General features: G+C 70.3%; 13 protein-coding genes and 1 tRNA gene. 8 read left to right on the plus strand and 6 right to left on the minus strand.

Translation table 11 applies throughout. From position 1 onward, the window contains the following. The first annotated feature begins 47 nt into the window (after positions 1–47). A complete protein-coding gene (locus ACZ6QO_RS34190) occupies positions 48–563 on the plus strand; it encodes a M48 metallopeptidase family protein (RefSeq protein WP_465857009.1) in 516 nt (171 codons plus the stop codon). A gap of 28 nt (positions 564–591) precedes the next feature. Beyond that, a complete protein-coding gene (locus tag ACZ6QO_RS34195; RefSeq protein WP_465857011.1) occupies positions 592–1,182 on the plus strand; it encodes a DUF2064 domain-containing protein in 591 nt (196 codons plus the stop codon). A 15-nt stretch (positions 1,183–1,197) separates the two neighbouring features. Here the strand turns inward: ACZ6QO_RS34195 and ACZ6QO_RS34200 are convergent, their stop codons facing one another. The 3 genes from ACZ6QO_RS34200 to ACZ6QO_RS34210 form a co-directional block, all read right to left on the minus strand. Further along, a complete protein-coding gene (locus ACZ6QO_RS34200; RefSeq protein WP_465857013.1) occupies positions 1,198–2,208 on the minus strand; it encodes an endonuclease/exonuclease/phosphatase family protein in 1,011 nt (336 codons plus the stop codon). Positions 2,209–2,318: 110 nt separating this feature from the next. Beyond that, on the minus strand, positions 2,319–2,882 hold the full coding sequence (locus ACZ6QO_RS34205) for an NUDIX hydrolase (protein WP_465857015.1): 564 nt from the start codon (positions 2,880–2,882) through the stop codon (positions 2,319–2,321). Next, entirely contained in the window at positions 2,879–4,138 is a 1,260-nt protein-coding gene (locus ACZ6QO_RS34210; protein ID WP_465857045.1) for a zinc-dependent metalloprotease, read from the minus strand. The genes ACZ6QO_RS34205 and ACZ6QO_RS34210 overlap by 4 nt, the downstream gene beginning before the upstream one ends. Before the next feature lie 115 nt (positions 4,139–4,253). Here ACZ6QO_RS34210 and ACZ6QO_RS34215 point away from each other — a divergent pair, with 115 nt between their 5' ends. The 5 genes from ACZ6QO_RS34215 (at position 4,254) to ACZ6QO_RS34235 (ending at position 10,606) form a co-directional block, all read left to right on the plus strand. Next, complete coding sequence (locus ACZ6QO_RS34215; protein WP_465857017.1) at positions 4,254–5,342, plus strand: NAD-dependent epimerase/dehydratase family protein; 1,089 nt, start codon at positions 4,254–4,256, stop codon at positions 5,340–5,342. A 263-nt stretch (positions 5,343–5,605) separates the two neighbouring features. Beyond that, the gene (locus ACZ6QO_RS34220) at positions 5,606–6,031 is read left to right on the plus strand and encodes a molybdenum cofactor biosynthesis protein MoaE (RefSeq protein ID WP_465857019.1); all 426 of its coding nucleotides are present in this window, start codon (positions 5,606–5,608) and stop codon (positions 6,029–6,031) included. A gap of 119 nt (positions 6,032–6,150) precedes the next feature. Next, positions 6,151–7,197, plus strand: coding sequence for a YlbL family protein (locus ACZ6QO_RS34225; RefSeq protein WP_465857021.1), 1,047 nt, complete (start codon positions 6,151–6,153; stop codon positions 7,195–7,197). A 304-nt stretch (positions 7,198–7,501) separates the two neighbouring features. Beyond that, a complete protein-coding gene (locus ACZ6QO_RS34230) occupies positions 7,502–10,426 on the plus strand; it encodes a UPF0182 family membrane protein (RefSeq protein WP_465857023.1) in 2,925 nt (974 codons plus the stop codon). 103 nt (positions 10,427–10,529) lie between these two features. Next, a tRNA-Met gene (locus ACZ6QO_RS34235) sits at positions 10,530–10,606 on the plus strand. A 165-nt stretch (positions 10,607–10,771) separates the two neighbouring features. Here ACZ6QO_RS34235 and ACZ6QO_RS34240 read toward each other — a convergent pair. Next, positions 10,772–11,725 carry a UbiA family prenyltransferase gene (locus tag ACZ6QO_RS34240; RefSeq protein WP_465857025.1) on the minus strand — a complete coding sequence of 318 codons (954 nt, stop codon included), beginning with the start codon at positions 11,723–11,725 and terminating at the stop codon, positions 10,772–10,774. A 102-nt stretch (positions 11,726–11,827) separates the two neighbouring features. Here ACZ6QO_RS34240 and ACZ6QO_RS34245 point away from each other — a divergent pair, with 102 nt between their 5' ends. Beyond that, on the plus strand, positions 11,828–13,414 hold the full coding sequence (locus tag ACZ6QO_RS34245) for a bifunctional 3'-5' exonuclease/DNA polymerase (protein WP_465857027.1): 1,587 nt from the start codon (positions 11,828–11,830) through the stop codon (positions 13,412–13,414). Between the two features lies 1 nt (position 13,415). On the opposite strand, the gene ACZ6QO_RS34250 is transcribed toward ACZ6QO_RS34245, so the two are convergent. Further along, positions 13,416–13,607, minus strand: coding sequence for a hypothetical protein (locus tag ACZ6QO_RS34250; protein ID WP_465857029.1), 192 nt, complete (start codon positions 13,605–13,607; stop codon positions 13,416–13,418). 93 nt (positions 13,608–13,700) lie between these two features. Next, positions 13,701–14,102, minus strand: coding sequence for a hypothetical protein (locus ACZ6QO_RS34255; protein ID WP_465857031.1), 402 nt, complete (start codon positions 14,100–14,102; stop codon positions 13,701–13,703). Positions 14,103–14,651 lie beyond the last annotated feature (549 nt).

Raw genomic sequence — 14,651 nt, forward strand, 5'->3', positions numbered from 1 at the left:
TACTACACCCCCTGTGGAAAGACGGCCCTGTCGGCTACCGTGCATATGTGCCCCCCGAGACAGTCGAGGTCCGCCGGAGTGCACGCCGGCGGCGGACCGTATCCGCATACCGCGATGGTGACAAGACCATCGTGTTGCTGCCTGCCGGTCTGAGCAGGACAGACGAGGAGCAATGGGTCCGGCGGATGCTCGACCGGCTCGCGGCGAAAGAGCAGCGCCGCCGCCCGAGCGACGACGACCTGCTCGAGCGGGCGCGAGACCTCGCCGTCCGCTATCTGGACGGCAGCGCGGTGCCGTCGAGCGTGCGATGGGCCGAGAACCAGCGGCATCGCTGGGGGTCGTGCACTCCCGACCACGGCACCATACGGCTCTCCACCCGCCTGCGCGGCATGCCCTCCTGGGTCGTCGACTATGTGATCATGCACGAGCTGGTCCACCTGCTGGTGCCCAGCCACGGCCCCCGCTTCTGGTCCCTCGTCGAGCGCTACCCCAGAGCAGAGCGGGCACGCGGCTTCCTGGAGGGTTACTCCATGGCGGCGAACGGCACAGTGGAGGAATGCTGAACCGCCGCGCGGGCCACCGGAGCGGGCGATGAGGCAGGCGGCGGTCCTGGTCACCCCCGCCATGGGCAAGGGCGCGCCACCGGGCGTCGACCCCGCCGAGTTCCTGCTCGCCCTGGCCGAGGACACCTACGAGATCGTCGCCGGGCTCGACCTGGTGGAGCCCGTCATCCTGGCCGCCGGCGTGGACGGGCTGGAAGAGCTCGCCTGGCCCGGCACGCGGGTGATCGCCCTGCCCGACTCCGGCGGCATCGCCGACGCCTTCGCCGCGCTCGCCCCGTACGGCGAGGAGGCCGTGGTGATCAGCGGCGACGCTCCCGACCTGCCTCCGTTGCTGATCGGCAAGCTGTTCCGCGAGCTCGGCCGGGCCCCCATCGCGGTCTGCCCCGCCGAGGGCGGCGGCGCGGTGGCGATGGCGGCCCGGCAGCCGTTCCCCGGCTGGGCCACCGCCGGTCTGGACGACGATGACGTGGTCGCCCGGCTGCGCGGTCAGGCGCCGGGCAGCCGCATGGTCGCCACCGGCCCCGGCTGGCACCGCCTGCGCGTCCCCGCCGACATCGCCCGGCTGGACCCGGGCCTGGAAGGCTGGGACAACACCCGGGCCTTGCTCGGCGGGCGATGACCCCGAGCCGCCGGGTCAGCCGGCGGCGGGCAGCGACAGCTCGGTGACGACGGTCCTGTGGTCGGTGCGCGGCACGGTGTACACGTGGTAGCCGAGCACCGAGACCCGCCGGTCGGCGAGCACGTGGTCGATCGTGATCAGCGGCGGGAGTTTCTTGTTCGCCGGCCAGGTGGGCGTAAGCCCGCCGCCGGTGGTGTCGCCCGCGTCCCGGTACCCCCGGGCGACCACGCCGCGCATCTCGGCGTGGTCGAGGCTGGCGTTGAAGTCGCCGGCCAGGATGCGGAACGGCCCGGTGGACGGCCCCGACGGCAGCGCCCGCAGCCCTTCGGTCCACTGGGTGACCTGGCGGCCCAGCGGCGGCAAGGTGTGCACGTCGACGATCTCGACCTGCGCTCCGCCGGGAAGGGACAGCCTGGCGGCCGGCATGTTATGCCCGATCACCTGGAACAACCCGTCCAGCCGGGTGATCGGGTGGCTGGAGAAGATGCCGCTGCCCGCCGCGCTCCACTCGTCCTGCAGGTAGCGGTAGGGCATCAGCTCCTTCAGCCCGGCCGCGTCGAGCTCCTCCACGGCGGCGGGAGTGAGCTCCTGGGTGTTCAGCACGTCCGGCCGGTGCCGGCGCACCAGGTCGACGATGGTCTGAGCGTCACCGCGGCCGAAGAACAGGTTCGACGTCATCACGGTGAACGGCACCCCCGACGACGCCTGCGCGACCGGCGCGTCCCCGAACGCGCGGGGCAGCACGCTGACGCCGAGCACGGCGGTCGTCGCCAGCGCCACCACGGTCGCGGCCCTCTTGCGCGCCAGGACCGACAACAGGACCGGCAGCAGCGAGCCCGCCGCGGCGTACGGGGTCGCGGTCATGAGCTGCGCCGGGAACGATCCACGTTCGAGGCCGCCGAGCCGCCACACGGCCCAGGCGGCGAACGGCGTCACCGCGAGCCAAGCGAGCTTCCCCGGCACGCGCAGACGCCGGGACGGAGTCACGATCACGCCCCCCACCGGTGTGTCGGTCGTGATGTTCACCAGGGCCCCCGGGCTTGCTTCGGCAGTACGGTTCGACCCTATCCAGCGCGTGTATGTACCGCGTGAAAGAAGCGGGGCGACGAGCCTCGTGTCACGAAAAAGTAGAACTTTCAAGCAGATTGTCGCGGGTTCACGTCCGGCAGCAGCGCGCGGGCGCGGCGGGCGAGCCGGCGGGTGGCCTCGTCCGTCGGCTCGGGGATGTCGTCCACGGGCACCCAGCGAAGCTCGAGGGACTCGTCGCTGATCACGAACTCGGCGCCCGGCGGCGCCACCGCGCCGTACTCGACGTCCAGGTGCCAGCTGTGCGGCGGGTGACACCACACCCGGTGCCGGTCGAGCGCGAGCGGACCGGGCAGCAGCCTCAGGCCCGCGATGCCGGACTCCTCGGTGGCCTCGCGCAGCGCCGCCGCCTCCAGCGACAGATCGGACGGCTCGCAGTGCCCGCCCATGGGCAGCCACATGCGCGCCTTCGGATGCAAGGTGAGCAGCACCATGCTCCCGTCGTGCGAGAGCACCGCGGTGGTGGCCGTCAGGTGCCCCGGCGCGCACGAGCGCCACATGGCGTCGTCGAACTCGTTCAGATGCCGCAGGAACTCCTCGCGGAGCGACTCCTCATCGGCGGTGGGCGCGGTCCACCCGGCCAGCGCGGCCCGCGCCTGGTCGCGAAGCGTCATCCCTCGCCGGGCCCCTTGGCCCCGCCCTGCGGGCCCTCGGCGTCACCCGGCTCGTCCTCGGCGGGCTTGTCGTCGAACGCCGACAGATCGAACTTCGCGTCGCCCCGGACGAACGACTCGGGGTCGTCCAGGTCGGTCGCGGTCGGCATCAGGTCGGGGTGGGACCACACCGCGTCGCGCCCGTCGACGCCGCGGGCGGCGGCCAGCGCCTGCCACAGCGCGGCGGCTTCGCGCAGCCGGCGCGGGCGCAGCTCCAGCCCGACGAGCGTGGCGAACGTCCGCTCCGCCGGGCCTCCGGTCGCGCGGCGGCGCCGCATGGTCTCGGACAGCGCGACGGCGGAGGGCAGCTTGCCCTCGGCGGCGGCGTCCACCACCGTGCCGACCCAGCCTTCGACCAGGGCGAGGATGGTCTCCAAGCGGGCCAGAGCGGCCTTCTGACGCTCGGTCTCCTCCGGCTTGAGCAGCGCGCCGCCGGTCAGGGCCTCCTGGATCTGCTCGGGGTTGCTGATGTCGAGCCCGCGGATCTGCTCCTCAAGGGCGGAGGTGTCCACGGTGATGCCCCTGGCGTACTCTTCGACGGCGCCGAACAGCTGGGTGCGCAGCCACGGGACGTGCTGGAACAGGCGGTGGTGCGCGGCCTCCCTGAGCGCCAGATAGAGGCGGATCTCCTCGGAGGGGATCTCCAGGCCGTGGCTGAACGCGGCCACGCCGCCCGGCAGCAGCGCCGCGGTATCCGACAGCGGCAGCCCGATGTCGGAGGAGCCGATCACCTCAGGGGCCAGCGTGCCGAGGGCCTGGCCGATCTGGCTGCCGACCATCATGCCGCCCATCTGGCGCATCATGCCCATGAGCGGCCCGAGCTGCGCGGCCATCGCCTGCGCCTCGCCGCCGCCGAGCCCGGCCCCGCCCAGAGCGCCGCCCATGGTGTCGACCATGCGCTCGGCGATCGGGTCGCACAGCTGCTTCCAGACCGGGACGGTCTTCTCGATCCACTCGGAGCGGCTCCACGCCTCAGGCGCGGTCAGCCCGCTCGGCAGCTCGGTCACCTCGTTCAGCCACAGGTCGGCGAGGCGGAGCGCTTCGACGATCTGACGGCGCTCCCCCTCCATGACGCTCGGGTCGCCCTCGGCGACCACGGCGTGGCGGGCGATGTTCTTCGCCATGTCCCAGTTGACGGGCCCGGAGCCCGCCGGCGCCGAGAGCATGTCGGCGAACTGCCGCATGGCCGCGGCCATCTGCTCCGGATCGCCGAACATCGCGAACGGATTCTCGTTGGGGTCGTTTTCGCGACCTGGCAGGTCAGTCACCGCTCTACCTCGTGCAGGATGGAGGAGTCCACATCCGCCACGTTATCCGTCGCAGGGCGGATCAGTGCAAAGTGAGGACCTCGTGACTACCTCGAAACGCCTCCGGCCGCCGGTCGTCGCCGTCACCGGCGCGGCATCGGGTCTGGGGAGAGAGTTCCTCTCCCGGGTCGCCTCGTCTGCGGATTTCCGCCGCGTCGTGGCGATCGACGATCAGCGGGGAGACGTCGCGGACGTCACCTGGCGGGTGATCGACGTTCGAGATCCGCTCTTGGCGAACCGCATATCCGACGTCGATGTGCTCGTGCACCTGGCCGCCGACTACCGGCTCGACTCCGACCCTGGCGAGCGCCGCGGATACAACCTGAGGGCCGCCCAGACGGTGCTCACCGCCTCCGCCGCCGCGCGGGTGCGGCGAGTGGTGGTCGTGACCAGCGCCATGGTGTACGGGGCGGCGCCGGACAACCCGGTGCCGCTGGCCGAGGACGCCCCGGTCGCCGCCGAGCCCGACTCCGGCGTCGTCGGCGACCACCTGGAGATCGAGGCGCTCGTGCGCCGCGCCCTGCGCAGCCATCCGGGCCTGGAGGTCACCGTGCTGCGGCCGGCCGCGGTGGTCGGCGCGGGCGTGGACACCGTGGTCACCCGCCACTTCGAGGCCCCGCGCCTGCTGACCGTCAAGGGCTCGGCCCCCCGCTGGCAGTTCTGCCACGTCGAAGACCTCGTCACGGCGCTGGAGCTGGCGGCGCTCGGCCAGGTGTCCGGGGTGGTCACCGTGGGCAGCGACGGATGGCTCGAGATGGAGCAGGTTGAGGAGTTGTCGGGTTTGCGGCGTTTCGAGCTGCCGGCCGGGCTGACCTTCGGCACCGCGCAGCGCCTGCACCGGCTCGGCATCACCCCGGCCCCCGCGACCGACCTGCACTACGTCGTCTACCCCTGGGTGGTCGACTGCGCCTCCCTGCGCGCCGCCGGGTGGAAGCCCACCTGGACCAACGAGGCGGCGTTCCAGCAGCTCCTGGAGCTGCGCGAGGGCCGCCACGCGGTCGTCGGCCGCCGCCTGCCGGGCAAGGAGGCCACCCTCACCGCCGCCGGCGCCACCGTCGCCGTGATCGGCACCGCCGCCATAGTCCGCCGAGCCCGCCGCAAACGCCGCATCTAACCCCAGCTCGGGACGCGGCGGTGTTCTGAGGAGGAAGGAGGGTGAGGAACGAGCCCGGATGACGACGAAGGGCGCCGCCTCGAAGGCGCCCCGGGCCCGCCGAGCGGAGCGAGGCAGAACAAACGCGGCTTGGGGCGCGGCGGTGTTCTGAGGAGGAAGGAGGGTGAGGAACGAGCCTGGATGACGACGAAGGGCGCCGCCTCGAAGGCGCCCCGGGCCCGCCGAGCGGAGCGAGGCAGAACAAACACAGTAGGCTTCGATGCGTGAACGCCATTCGATTGCTCGGCATTCGAGACACTCCGCTTTCGGTGGAGGAGGTGCTCGCCGCCGTAGGTGACCACGGCGCCGGTGGTACGACGCTGTTCGTCGGCACCGTTCGCGATCATGACCACGGCAAGCCGGTGACGTTGCTGTCGTACTCGGCGCATCCGACGGCCGAGGCCGAGCTGCGCCGGGTCGCCGAGAAGGTCGCGGCCGACTTCCCGGTGACGGCGCTGGCGGCGGTTCACCGGGTGGGCGAGCTGAGGCTCGGCGACGCCGCGGTGATCGTCGCGGTGGCCGCCGCCCACCGGGGTGAGGCGTTCGAGGCGTCGCGGCGCCTGATCGACGACCTGAAGAACGAGGTCCCGATCTGGAAGCACCAGGTCTTCACCGACGGCTCCACCGAATGGGTCGGCGCCGGCGAGTGATGCCCACCGCGGGGTGGGCGGGGGGTGCGGAGGCCCGGTGGAAGCAGTGATTGACCTGGATGTCCGCCCTGTGTGTGTCCGCGTAACCGTGGCCGTGGTAAGCGCATAGAGTTGCGTCCATGTCCCGACGACGTCTGACGTTGATGATGGCGGGCGTCCTCACGCTCGTGCTCGGTGGCGCGGGCGCGCTGCTTCCGGTGCCGTACGTCGCGTTGAGCCCGGGCCCTACCGAGAACACCCTCGGCGACGTCAAGGGCAAGCCGGTCATCAGCATCTCGGGCCGCCAGACCTATCCCACATCAGGCAAGCTCAGCCTGGTCACGGTGGCCTACCAGGGCGGTCCGAGCGCTCACATCGACCTGCTCACCGCCCTGCGCGGCTGGGTCGACCCGACCGTCGCCGTCGTCCCTGAGGAGACGCTGTTCCCCAAGACCGTCACGGTCAAAGAGGTCGAGCAGCAGAACACCCAGGAGATGAGCAGCTCCCAGCAGGACGCCACCGCCGCGGCGCTGACCGAGCTGAAGATCCCCATCGGCTATCTCGTCGGCGTGGCCAGCACCCAGAAGGGCAAGCCGGCGGACGGCAAGCTGCGCGCGGGTGACGGCATCAACACGGTCGACGGCGTCACGGTCCGCACCGTTGACGAGGTCGGCGCGGCCGTACGCAAGCACAAGCCGGGGGAGCAGGTCCGGTTCGGCATCGTGCGCGACGGCAAGCCGATGGACGTCGAGGTGGGCACCATCGCCGGCAAGGACGGCGCCATCGTCGGGGTGATGATGGGCGGCACGCGCTACAAGTTCCCCTTCGAGGTCAACGTCAACGTCGGCGACGTCGGCGGGCCGAGCGCCGGGCTGATGTTCTCGCTCGGCATCTACGACAAGCTCACGCCCGGCGCGCTCACGGGCGGCAAGTCGATCGCGGGCACCGGCACGATCACCGCCGACGGCAAGGTGGGCCCGATCGGCGGCATCCAGCAGAAGATGGTCGGCGCGCGCGACGCCGGGGCGACGATCTTCCTGACCCCCGCCGACAACTGCGACGACGCCGTTCCCGCCGCGCCCGAGGGCCTGCGCCTGGTGAAGGTCGAGACCATGCATGACGCCGTCCAGGCGATCGACGCGCTGCGCACGGGCTCGGGGCCGGTGCCGGAATGCCCGGTCCGATGACGCCGTGGCCGGCCCGATGATCACGCTTTGCTCAACTACGGGGAACCCGTCGCCCGTCCGAGGCGTTGGGTCCCATGGACACGCGCGTCTCATCCAGCGGCGCCACCAGCTCTCCGAGCCTGTCCGGAGGCCGCGTTCCTTGGCGGTCGTCCACCGGCGAACCGGGCGCAAGTTGTGGCCCGACCGTGCTCAGAGCTCAGAATGTGACCGCGCCACCACCGGTGTAGGTTGCCAGACACGGACCGTTACTCGTGAAATCTAGGGGTGGGCCTTGACCTTCCGGAACCCCGGCGCGGGTCGGGCGATGCGATTGCCCCGCCGACCGCGGCTTCTCGTTCCCGTCGCGATCACGCTGGTCGCGATCGTCATCTTCTTCTTCGTCTTCGCCGGCATCTTCACCGACTGGCTATGGTTCGACTCGGTCGGCTACACCTCGGTGTTCTCGACGATGCTCGTCACCCAGCTGCTGCTGTTCATCTTCGGCGCGCTGCTCATGGGCGGCATCGTCGGCGCCAACATCCTCATCGCCTTCCGGTCGCGGCCGCTGTTCGGCATCGGCATGTTCGGCGGCCCGGCGCAGGGCGCCGACCGCTACCGCGCGGCGCTCGACCCGCACCGGAAGATGATCTTCATCGTCGGGCTGGCGGTGCTGGGCCTGTTCACCGGCTCCTCCACCGCCGGGCAGTGGAAGACGTGGCTGCTGTTCGTCAACGGGACGCCCTTCGACAAGGTCGACCCGCTGTTCAAGATCGACGTCTCGTTCTTCATGTTCACCTATCCGTTCATCCGGATGGTGCTGAACTTCCTGTTCACCGCGGTGATCATCTCGATCATCGCCGCGGCGATCGTCCACTACCTGTACGGGGGCTTCCGGCTCAACTCGCCGGGCCTGCACGCCACGCGCGCCGCCCGCGTGCACCTGTCGGTGCTGGTCGGCCTGTTCGTGCTGCTGAAGGCCGTCGCGTACTGGGTCGACAGGTACGGCCTGGTCTTCTCCGACCGCGGCAAGGTCTTCGGCGCGTCGTACACCGACGTGAACGCCGTGCTGCCCGCCAAGAGCATCCTGGCGATCATCGCGCTCATCTGCGCCGTGCTGTTCTTCGCCGGCGTGATCCGGCCCGGCGGCATGCTTCCGGGCGTCGGCCTCGGCCTGCTCGTGCTCTCCGCCGTCCTGGTGGGCGGCGTCTACCCGGTGCTGGTCGAGCAGTTCCAGGTCAAGCCGAACCAGCAGAGCAAAGAGCGGCAGTTCATCGACAGCAACATCAAGTCCACCCGGGACGCCTACGGCGTCGCCGGCGCCGAGGTGACGCCGTACAGCGCCAAGACCCAGGGCAGCCAGCAGGAGATCCAGAGCGAGGTCTCCACCATCCCGGGCGTCCGGCTGCTCGACCCGACGGTGCTGCCGCCGACCTACGAGCAGCTCCAGCAGATCAAGGGCTACTACCAGTTCCCCGAGCAGCTCGACGTCGACCGCTACACCATCAACGGGGTGTCGCGCGACACGGTCGTCGCGGTGCGCGAGATCGGCAGGCCGCCGGACAGCAACTGGATCAACGACCACCTGGTCTACACCCACGGGTACGGCTTCGTCGCCAGCCCGGGAAGCGCGACCGACCCCCAGGGCAAGCCCGACTTCCTGGTCAAGGACATCCCCCCGACCGACGGCCTCGGCAAGTTCGAGCCGCGCATCTACTTCGGGGAGCACTCGCCCGACTACTCGATCGTCGGCGGCGCCAACAAGGAGCTCGACTACCCCGAGCAGAGCAACAACGGCAACGGGCAGGTCAACAACACCTATGCGGGCAAGGGCGGCGTGCCCATCGGCAACTTCTTCACCCGCATGCTCTACGCCGCCAAGTACAGCGAGACCAACCTGCTGCTGTCGTCGTCCATCAACGACAAGTCGCGCATCCTGTACAACCGCGACCCGCGCGAGCGGGTGCAGCAGGTCGCCCCGTTCCTCACGCTGGACGGCGACCCGTACCCGGCGATCGTCAACGGGCGCATCCTGTGGATCATCGACGGCTACACGATGTCGGAGGACTACCCGTACTCCGAGCGCCGGAGCTTCGGTGACATGACCCGCGACACCTCCACCGACCGCTTCCTGACGCCACAGCAGCCCCGCGACCAGATCAACTACATCCGCAACTCGGTCAAGGCCACGGTGGACGCCTACGACGGCAACGTGACGCTGTACAGCTGGGACGAGAACGACCCGTTGCTCGAAACGTGGGAAAAGGCCTTCGGCGGCGTCGTCCAGCCCAAGTCCAAGATCTCGCCCGAGCTGATGGCCCACCTGCGCTACCCCGAAGACCTGTTCAAGGTGCAGCGCGACATCCTCGGCCAGTACCACGTGACCAACGCTGACGCCTTCTACGGCAGCCAGGACTTCTGGAAGGTGCCGGAGGATCCTGCGAGCTCGAAGACCAAGCAGCCGCCGTACTACGTGACGCTGCGGATGCCGAACGAGACCACGCCGAAGTTCTCGCTGACCACCACCATGGTCCCCAACGGGCGTGACAACCTGGCGGCGTTCATGGCGGTGGACGCGACGGCGGGAGCTGAGGCGAAGATCCGCATTCTGCAGCTTCCGAGCGAGACGACGATCCCAGGTCCGAAGCAGGCGCAGAACGCCTTCGACACCAAGGCGGCGAGCGTCCTCAACGATCTGCGCATCGGCGGCACCACCGAGACGCTGAACGGCAACCTGCTGACCCTGCCGTTCGGCGGGGGCCTGCTGTACGTCCAGCCGGTCTACGTCCAGCCGAAGGTGCAGAACTCGGCGCGTTACCCGACCCTGTTCCGCGTGCTGGTGTCGTTCGGCAGCGACGTCGGCATCGGCAGCAATCTGAAGGACGCGCTGGGCCAGATCTTCGGCCAGGGAGCGCAGACTCCAACGAGTCCGACGAATCCGACGACGCCCGACCAGCCGCCGGCCAACGCGGTCGCCACCGACCTCACCGCCGCCTACAACAACGCCCAGAAGGCCTACGACGACGGCCAGAAGGCGATCAAGAGCGGTGACTTCGCGGCGTACGGCGAAGCGCAGAAGCGGCTCGCCGAGGCGCTGAAGCAACTGCAGTCGGCGCTGGACAAGCAGAAGGGCGCAACGCCTACGGCGTCGCCGTCGGTGTCCTCCTCTGCGACGCCGACGCCCGACCCCTCGGCAGCGGCGGCGGCCACCGGCACCCCGGCGCCGAGCGCCTCACCGGCGCCGAGTTCGTAGCCACGCTCTCGGGCCGGGATCCGCGAGATCCCGGCCCGAGGCGGCCGGTCGGCGACGATTTGCCAGTGCCCTTCGGGGCCGATAGTCTTTCAAAGCAAGCCGACGCGGGGTGGAGCAGCTCGGTAGCTCGCTGGGCTCATAACCCAGAGGTCGTAGGTTCAAATCCTACCCCCGCTACCACAAAGGCCCTGGTCACGAAAGTGACCAGGGCCTTTCTCGTATCCGCCCCCAACCGGCTCCCATCCCGCCGACCGCCTCAGATCCGGCGGCCGCCTCCCATGCCGGCAGCCGACTTGCGTCCCGGCGGCCGACTTCCGTGTCGGCCACCGTTGAGGCTCGCGTGTGTCACACGAGCCGGCTCCCCTGGGCGACGAACATCGCGACGTCGATCACGGCGACCGTGACGGTCACCGCGAAGGCCGCCCGGCGTACGTTCCCGCGCGCGGCGAGCAGCCCGCCGCCCAGAGCGAGCACGACGGCCGACAGCCCCACCACGGTGACCGCCCCGGTGCGCTCGTCCGGACCCAGGCCGATCACCGCCGACGCGGCCACGAGCAGTACGGCGGCGCCCAGGCGGGCTCCCGTGGACCCGAGGCGCTGCGGCAGTCCGCGCACCCCGAGCGTGATGTCGTCCGGCAGGTCGGGCACCACGTTGGCGAAGTGGGCGCCCATGCCGAGCAGCGCTCCGGCCGCCAGAGCCCACCAGGCGGGCCACGGCCGTCCGGGCAGACCGAGGGTCACGAACGCCGGCAGCAACCCGAAGGCGACGGCGAAGGGCAGCGGGGACGCCACCGTGGCCTTGAGCCGCAGGTTGTACAGCCAGCCGCAGGCCACGGCCGCCAGGTGTACCAGGCCGGCGAGGACGCCGTTCGCCAGCGACAGCGGCACGCACGCCGCCAGGGCCACGAACGCGGCGCGGGCGACCGTGCGCGATGCGAGGCCCCCCGCGGCCGCTTCACGAGAACCGCCCGAGGTGGCTGACGTCTCAGTCCCGCGGGGTGCGCCTGCCCCGCGCGACGTGCCGGGCCGATCATGCGCACCGTACGAGCGTGACGCGGCCGGCGTGGTGGGCGTGGCCGGCTCGGCGGCGAGCGGCTTGTCGGTCCGGCCGACGGCGCGGTCGCGCGCCCGGTCGATCCAGTCGTTGCTCCAGCCGATCGACAGCTGACCGCTCAGCACCGCCGCGCCGGTGAGCAGGGTGCCGCCGAGGCCCCTGCCCACGCCCGCCGCGAGAGCGCAGCCCACCGTCGTGACGACCACCGTGGGTCCCGGATGGGCGGCCCGGATCAGCGTGAGCATGTGATCTCCTTGCTTCCTCGGCGTCCTGCGGCCCTCCATGGCCGGAGCCGCACTCGAACCTGTGATCGAAGAGCTGTCGGCGCCCTCGGATAGTCTGCCGCTATGCGGATCGCGGTGACGGCGGACGCGGATGGCGGCACGCTGCGGCCCTTGGGGGAGCATGCCAGGCGCGTCGGAGATCTGGCGCAGGCCGTCCGCGATCTCGAACATGCCGCGCAACCCCGGTGGGTCTGGGCCGACACGCGCGCGCTCTACCCGCAGCTGATCGCCGAGGGCGTCCGGGTGGCTCGCTGCCACGACCTCACGCTCACCGAGTCGCTGCTTCTCGCCCACGAGGGCAGGTACGGCGAGCCGAGGTCGGCCCATGCGGCTTACGCGCGGTTGCGCGGCCTGCCGGTGCCCGCCGACGAGGCCGGTCCGCACGCCGTCCAGGACACCCTCTTCGAGCCCGAGCCGGCCGAGGTCGATGTGACCGCGGTGTACGCCGACCAGTTGAGACGCATCGATGCGGCCGAGCATCCCGGCCGTTTCCGGCTGCTCGTCGCCGCCGAGTCCGCTGGGGCGCTGATCGCCGCAGAGTTGGGCCACGACGGCATGCCTTGGCGCGAAGACCTGCACGACGCGCTGCTGAGCGAGCTGCTCGGCCCGAAACCCGTGCACGGCATGCGCCCGGCGAAGCTCCAGGCCCTCGCCGACCAGGTGAGCGCGGCGTTCGGGCACACGGTCAATCCCGACTCCCCGCAGCAGATCGTCAAGGCGTTCAAGTCGGCGGGTCTCACCGTCGCCTCGACCAGGTCTCATGTGCTCAAGCAGGTCGACCACCCCGCGGTCGCGCCGCTGCTCGCCTACAAGGAGCTCGCCCGGTTGCACAGCTTCCACGGCTGGACCTGGGCGCACCAATGGGTTCGCGGGCACCGGTTCCATCCCGAGTACGTCGTGGGAGGCGTGGTGTCGGGACGTTGGGCCACCAGCGGCGGCGGGGCGTTGCAGATCCCCAAGGTGATGCGCCGCGTGGTGGTCGCCGACGAGGGGTGGCGGCTGGTGGTGGCCGACGCGGCGCAGCTGGAGCCGAGGGTGCTGGCGGCGATGGCCGGCGACCGGGGCCTCGCCCGTGCCGCGGGTCAGATCGACCTGTACGCGGCTTTGGCCCAGGCCTTCGGCGGCGCGCGGGACAACGCCAAGATCGCCATGCTCTCCGCGATGTACGGCGGCACCAGCGGCGACGCGGCGAAGCTACTGGCGATGATGCGGCAGCGGTTCCCGCTCGCTTACGCGTTCGTCGAGGAGGCCGCCAAGGCGGGCGAGGAAGGCCGGTTGGTACGTTCCTGGCTCGGGCGCACTTCCCCGCCGCCGTCGGCTCACTGGCTGAACCTGGTGTCCGGTCCCGAGGGAAGCCGCGCGGCTCGCGACCGTGGGCGCTTCACCCGCAACTTCGTCGTGCAGGCGACCGCCGCCGAGTGGGCGCTCGTGCTGATGGCGCTGCTGCGCGGGTTGCTGCCCGCACCCGCCAGGCTGGTGTTCTTCCAGCATGACGAGGTGATGGTCCACTGTCCTGAAGGCCTGGTGGCCGAGGTGTCGGCGGCGGTGAGCCGGGCGGCGGCGCAGGCCACCCGGCTGCTCTTCGGGGAGACTCCCGTGCGCATCCCCATGGAGGCCGTCGCGGTGTCCTGCTACGCCGACGCCAAATGACTCACGCCGTCGCCCTGATCAGCCATATCGACTTCCTGCCCGCCCACCCGATCAGGCAGACGCTGAAGACGATCTGGACGGCGCGCAGCCACCCGGGCGTGGTCGTGGCGGCGAACACCACCACGCCCAGCCAGAGAATGCCGAACAGCGCTACCAAGGTGACAGCCGCCCAGTTCAGTCCCCGCGTCCACATGGGGGGAAGTCTCGCAGGGCGACTCTCATGTCACGGCAAAGCGAGTCATCTCGACACGTGAGCTTGCTGTGCCGAAATCGCCGGAATGGTTGATCAACGGGGCAGTCTGCGGGCGACGCCCTCGCACCGGCGCATCCGGGTGCTCGGCCGAGGACGGCTCGCCGGCCGCTGCTCAAGCTGGGCCAGCAGAGCCTCCGCCGAGCGGATGTCCGACAGGATGCGCAGGACCTCGTCCTCGCCGCCGGGAAGCTGTCCCTTCTTGCCCAACTCATGCCGCAGGAATGTCAGCGGGTCGGGGTCACCGATCGCGTCCGCGGCGACGGTCGCCCGGGCGGCCGTCAACAGGCCAAGGTAGTGGGCGCGAAGGGTCGCTTCGCGCAGTCGCGCCTGCTCCAAGTCGTCGAGCAGGGTGCCGGCGATCTGCAGGAGATCGTCGGAGCCGCCCTCCTCGGCCGCGATGTGAGCACGGATGTCGTCGAACTCCGACCGCGTCATGATGACCACCTCCACGGGCGGGGATCCGGGCGCCAGGGTGGCACCAGCGGAGTCCCGCACCCTCTTCGTAACGTCTGGCGATTGCGGATGACTTGCCGACGGGTTGCCCCGGCGCGAATCGCTCGCTGTTTGGGATGGCTGAGAGGCGGGAAAGGTTTACCGACTACCGAAGTGGCCTCAGGCACTCTTGGGAAGCTGCTAGAGTTTCCCCTCGTTGGGCGGTGATCAGCCCCCGCGAGATCCCAAAAATCTTACGGACTGCTGGCATGCCCGCAAGCTCTCCAACTGCCCGGTTCCTCCCGGTTGATGCACTGATGTGGCATCTGTCCGGCGAGTCTGGTAAGTTAGAGGGGTTGCCCTGGAGACAGGACATCGAATTTTAGCAGTTTTGAGCGGTTTGCGGCAGATCGGTTGATTTGACGGGGATCGTCCGAAACTGGTAAAGTTTAAGAATACGAGATGAACGCCCCGGACGGGGGTCGGGCCCTGTGGGTCTGGTTTCCGGTTGGTGTACGCGTCCGTTTCTTGAGAACTCAACAGTGTGTTAAA

Source organism: Sphaerisporangium sp. NPDC049457 (genome assembly GCF_055586705.1).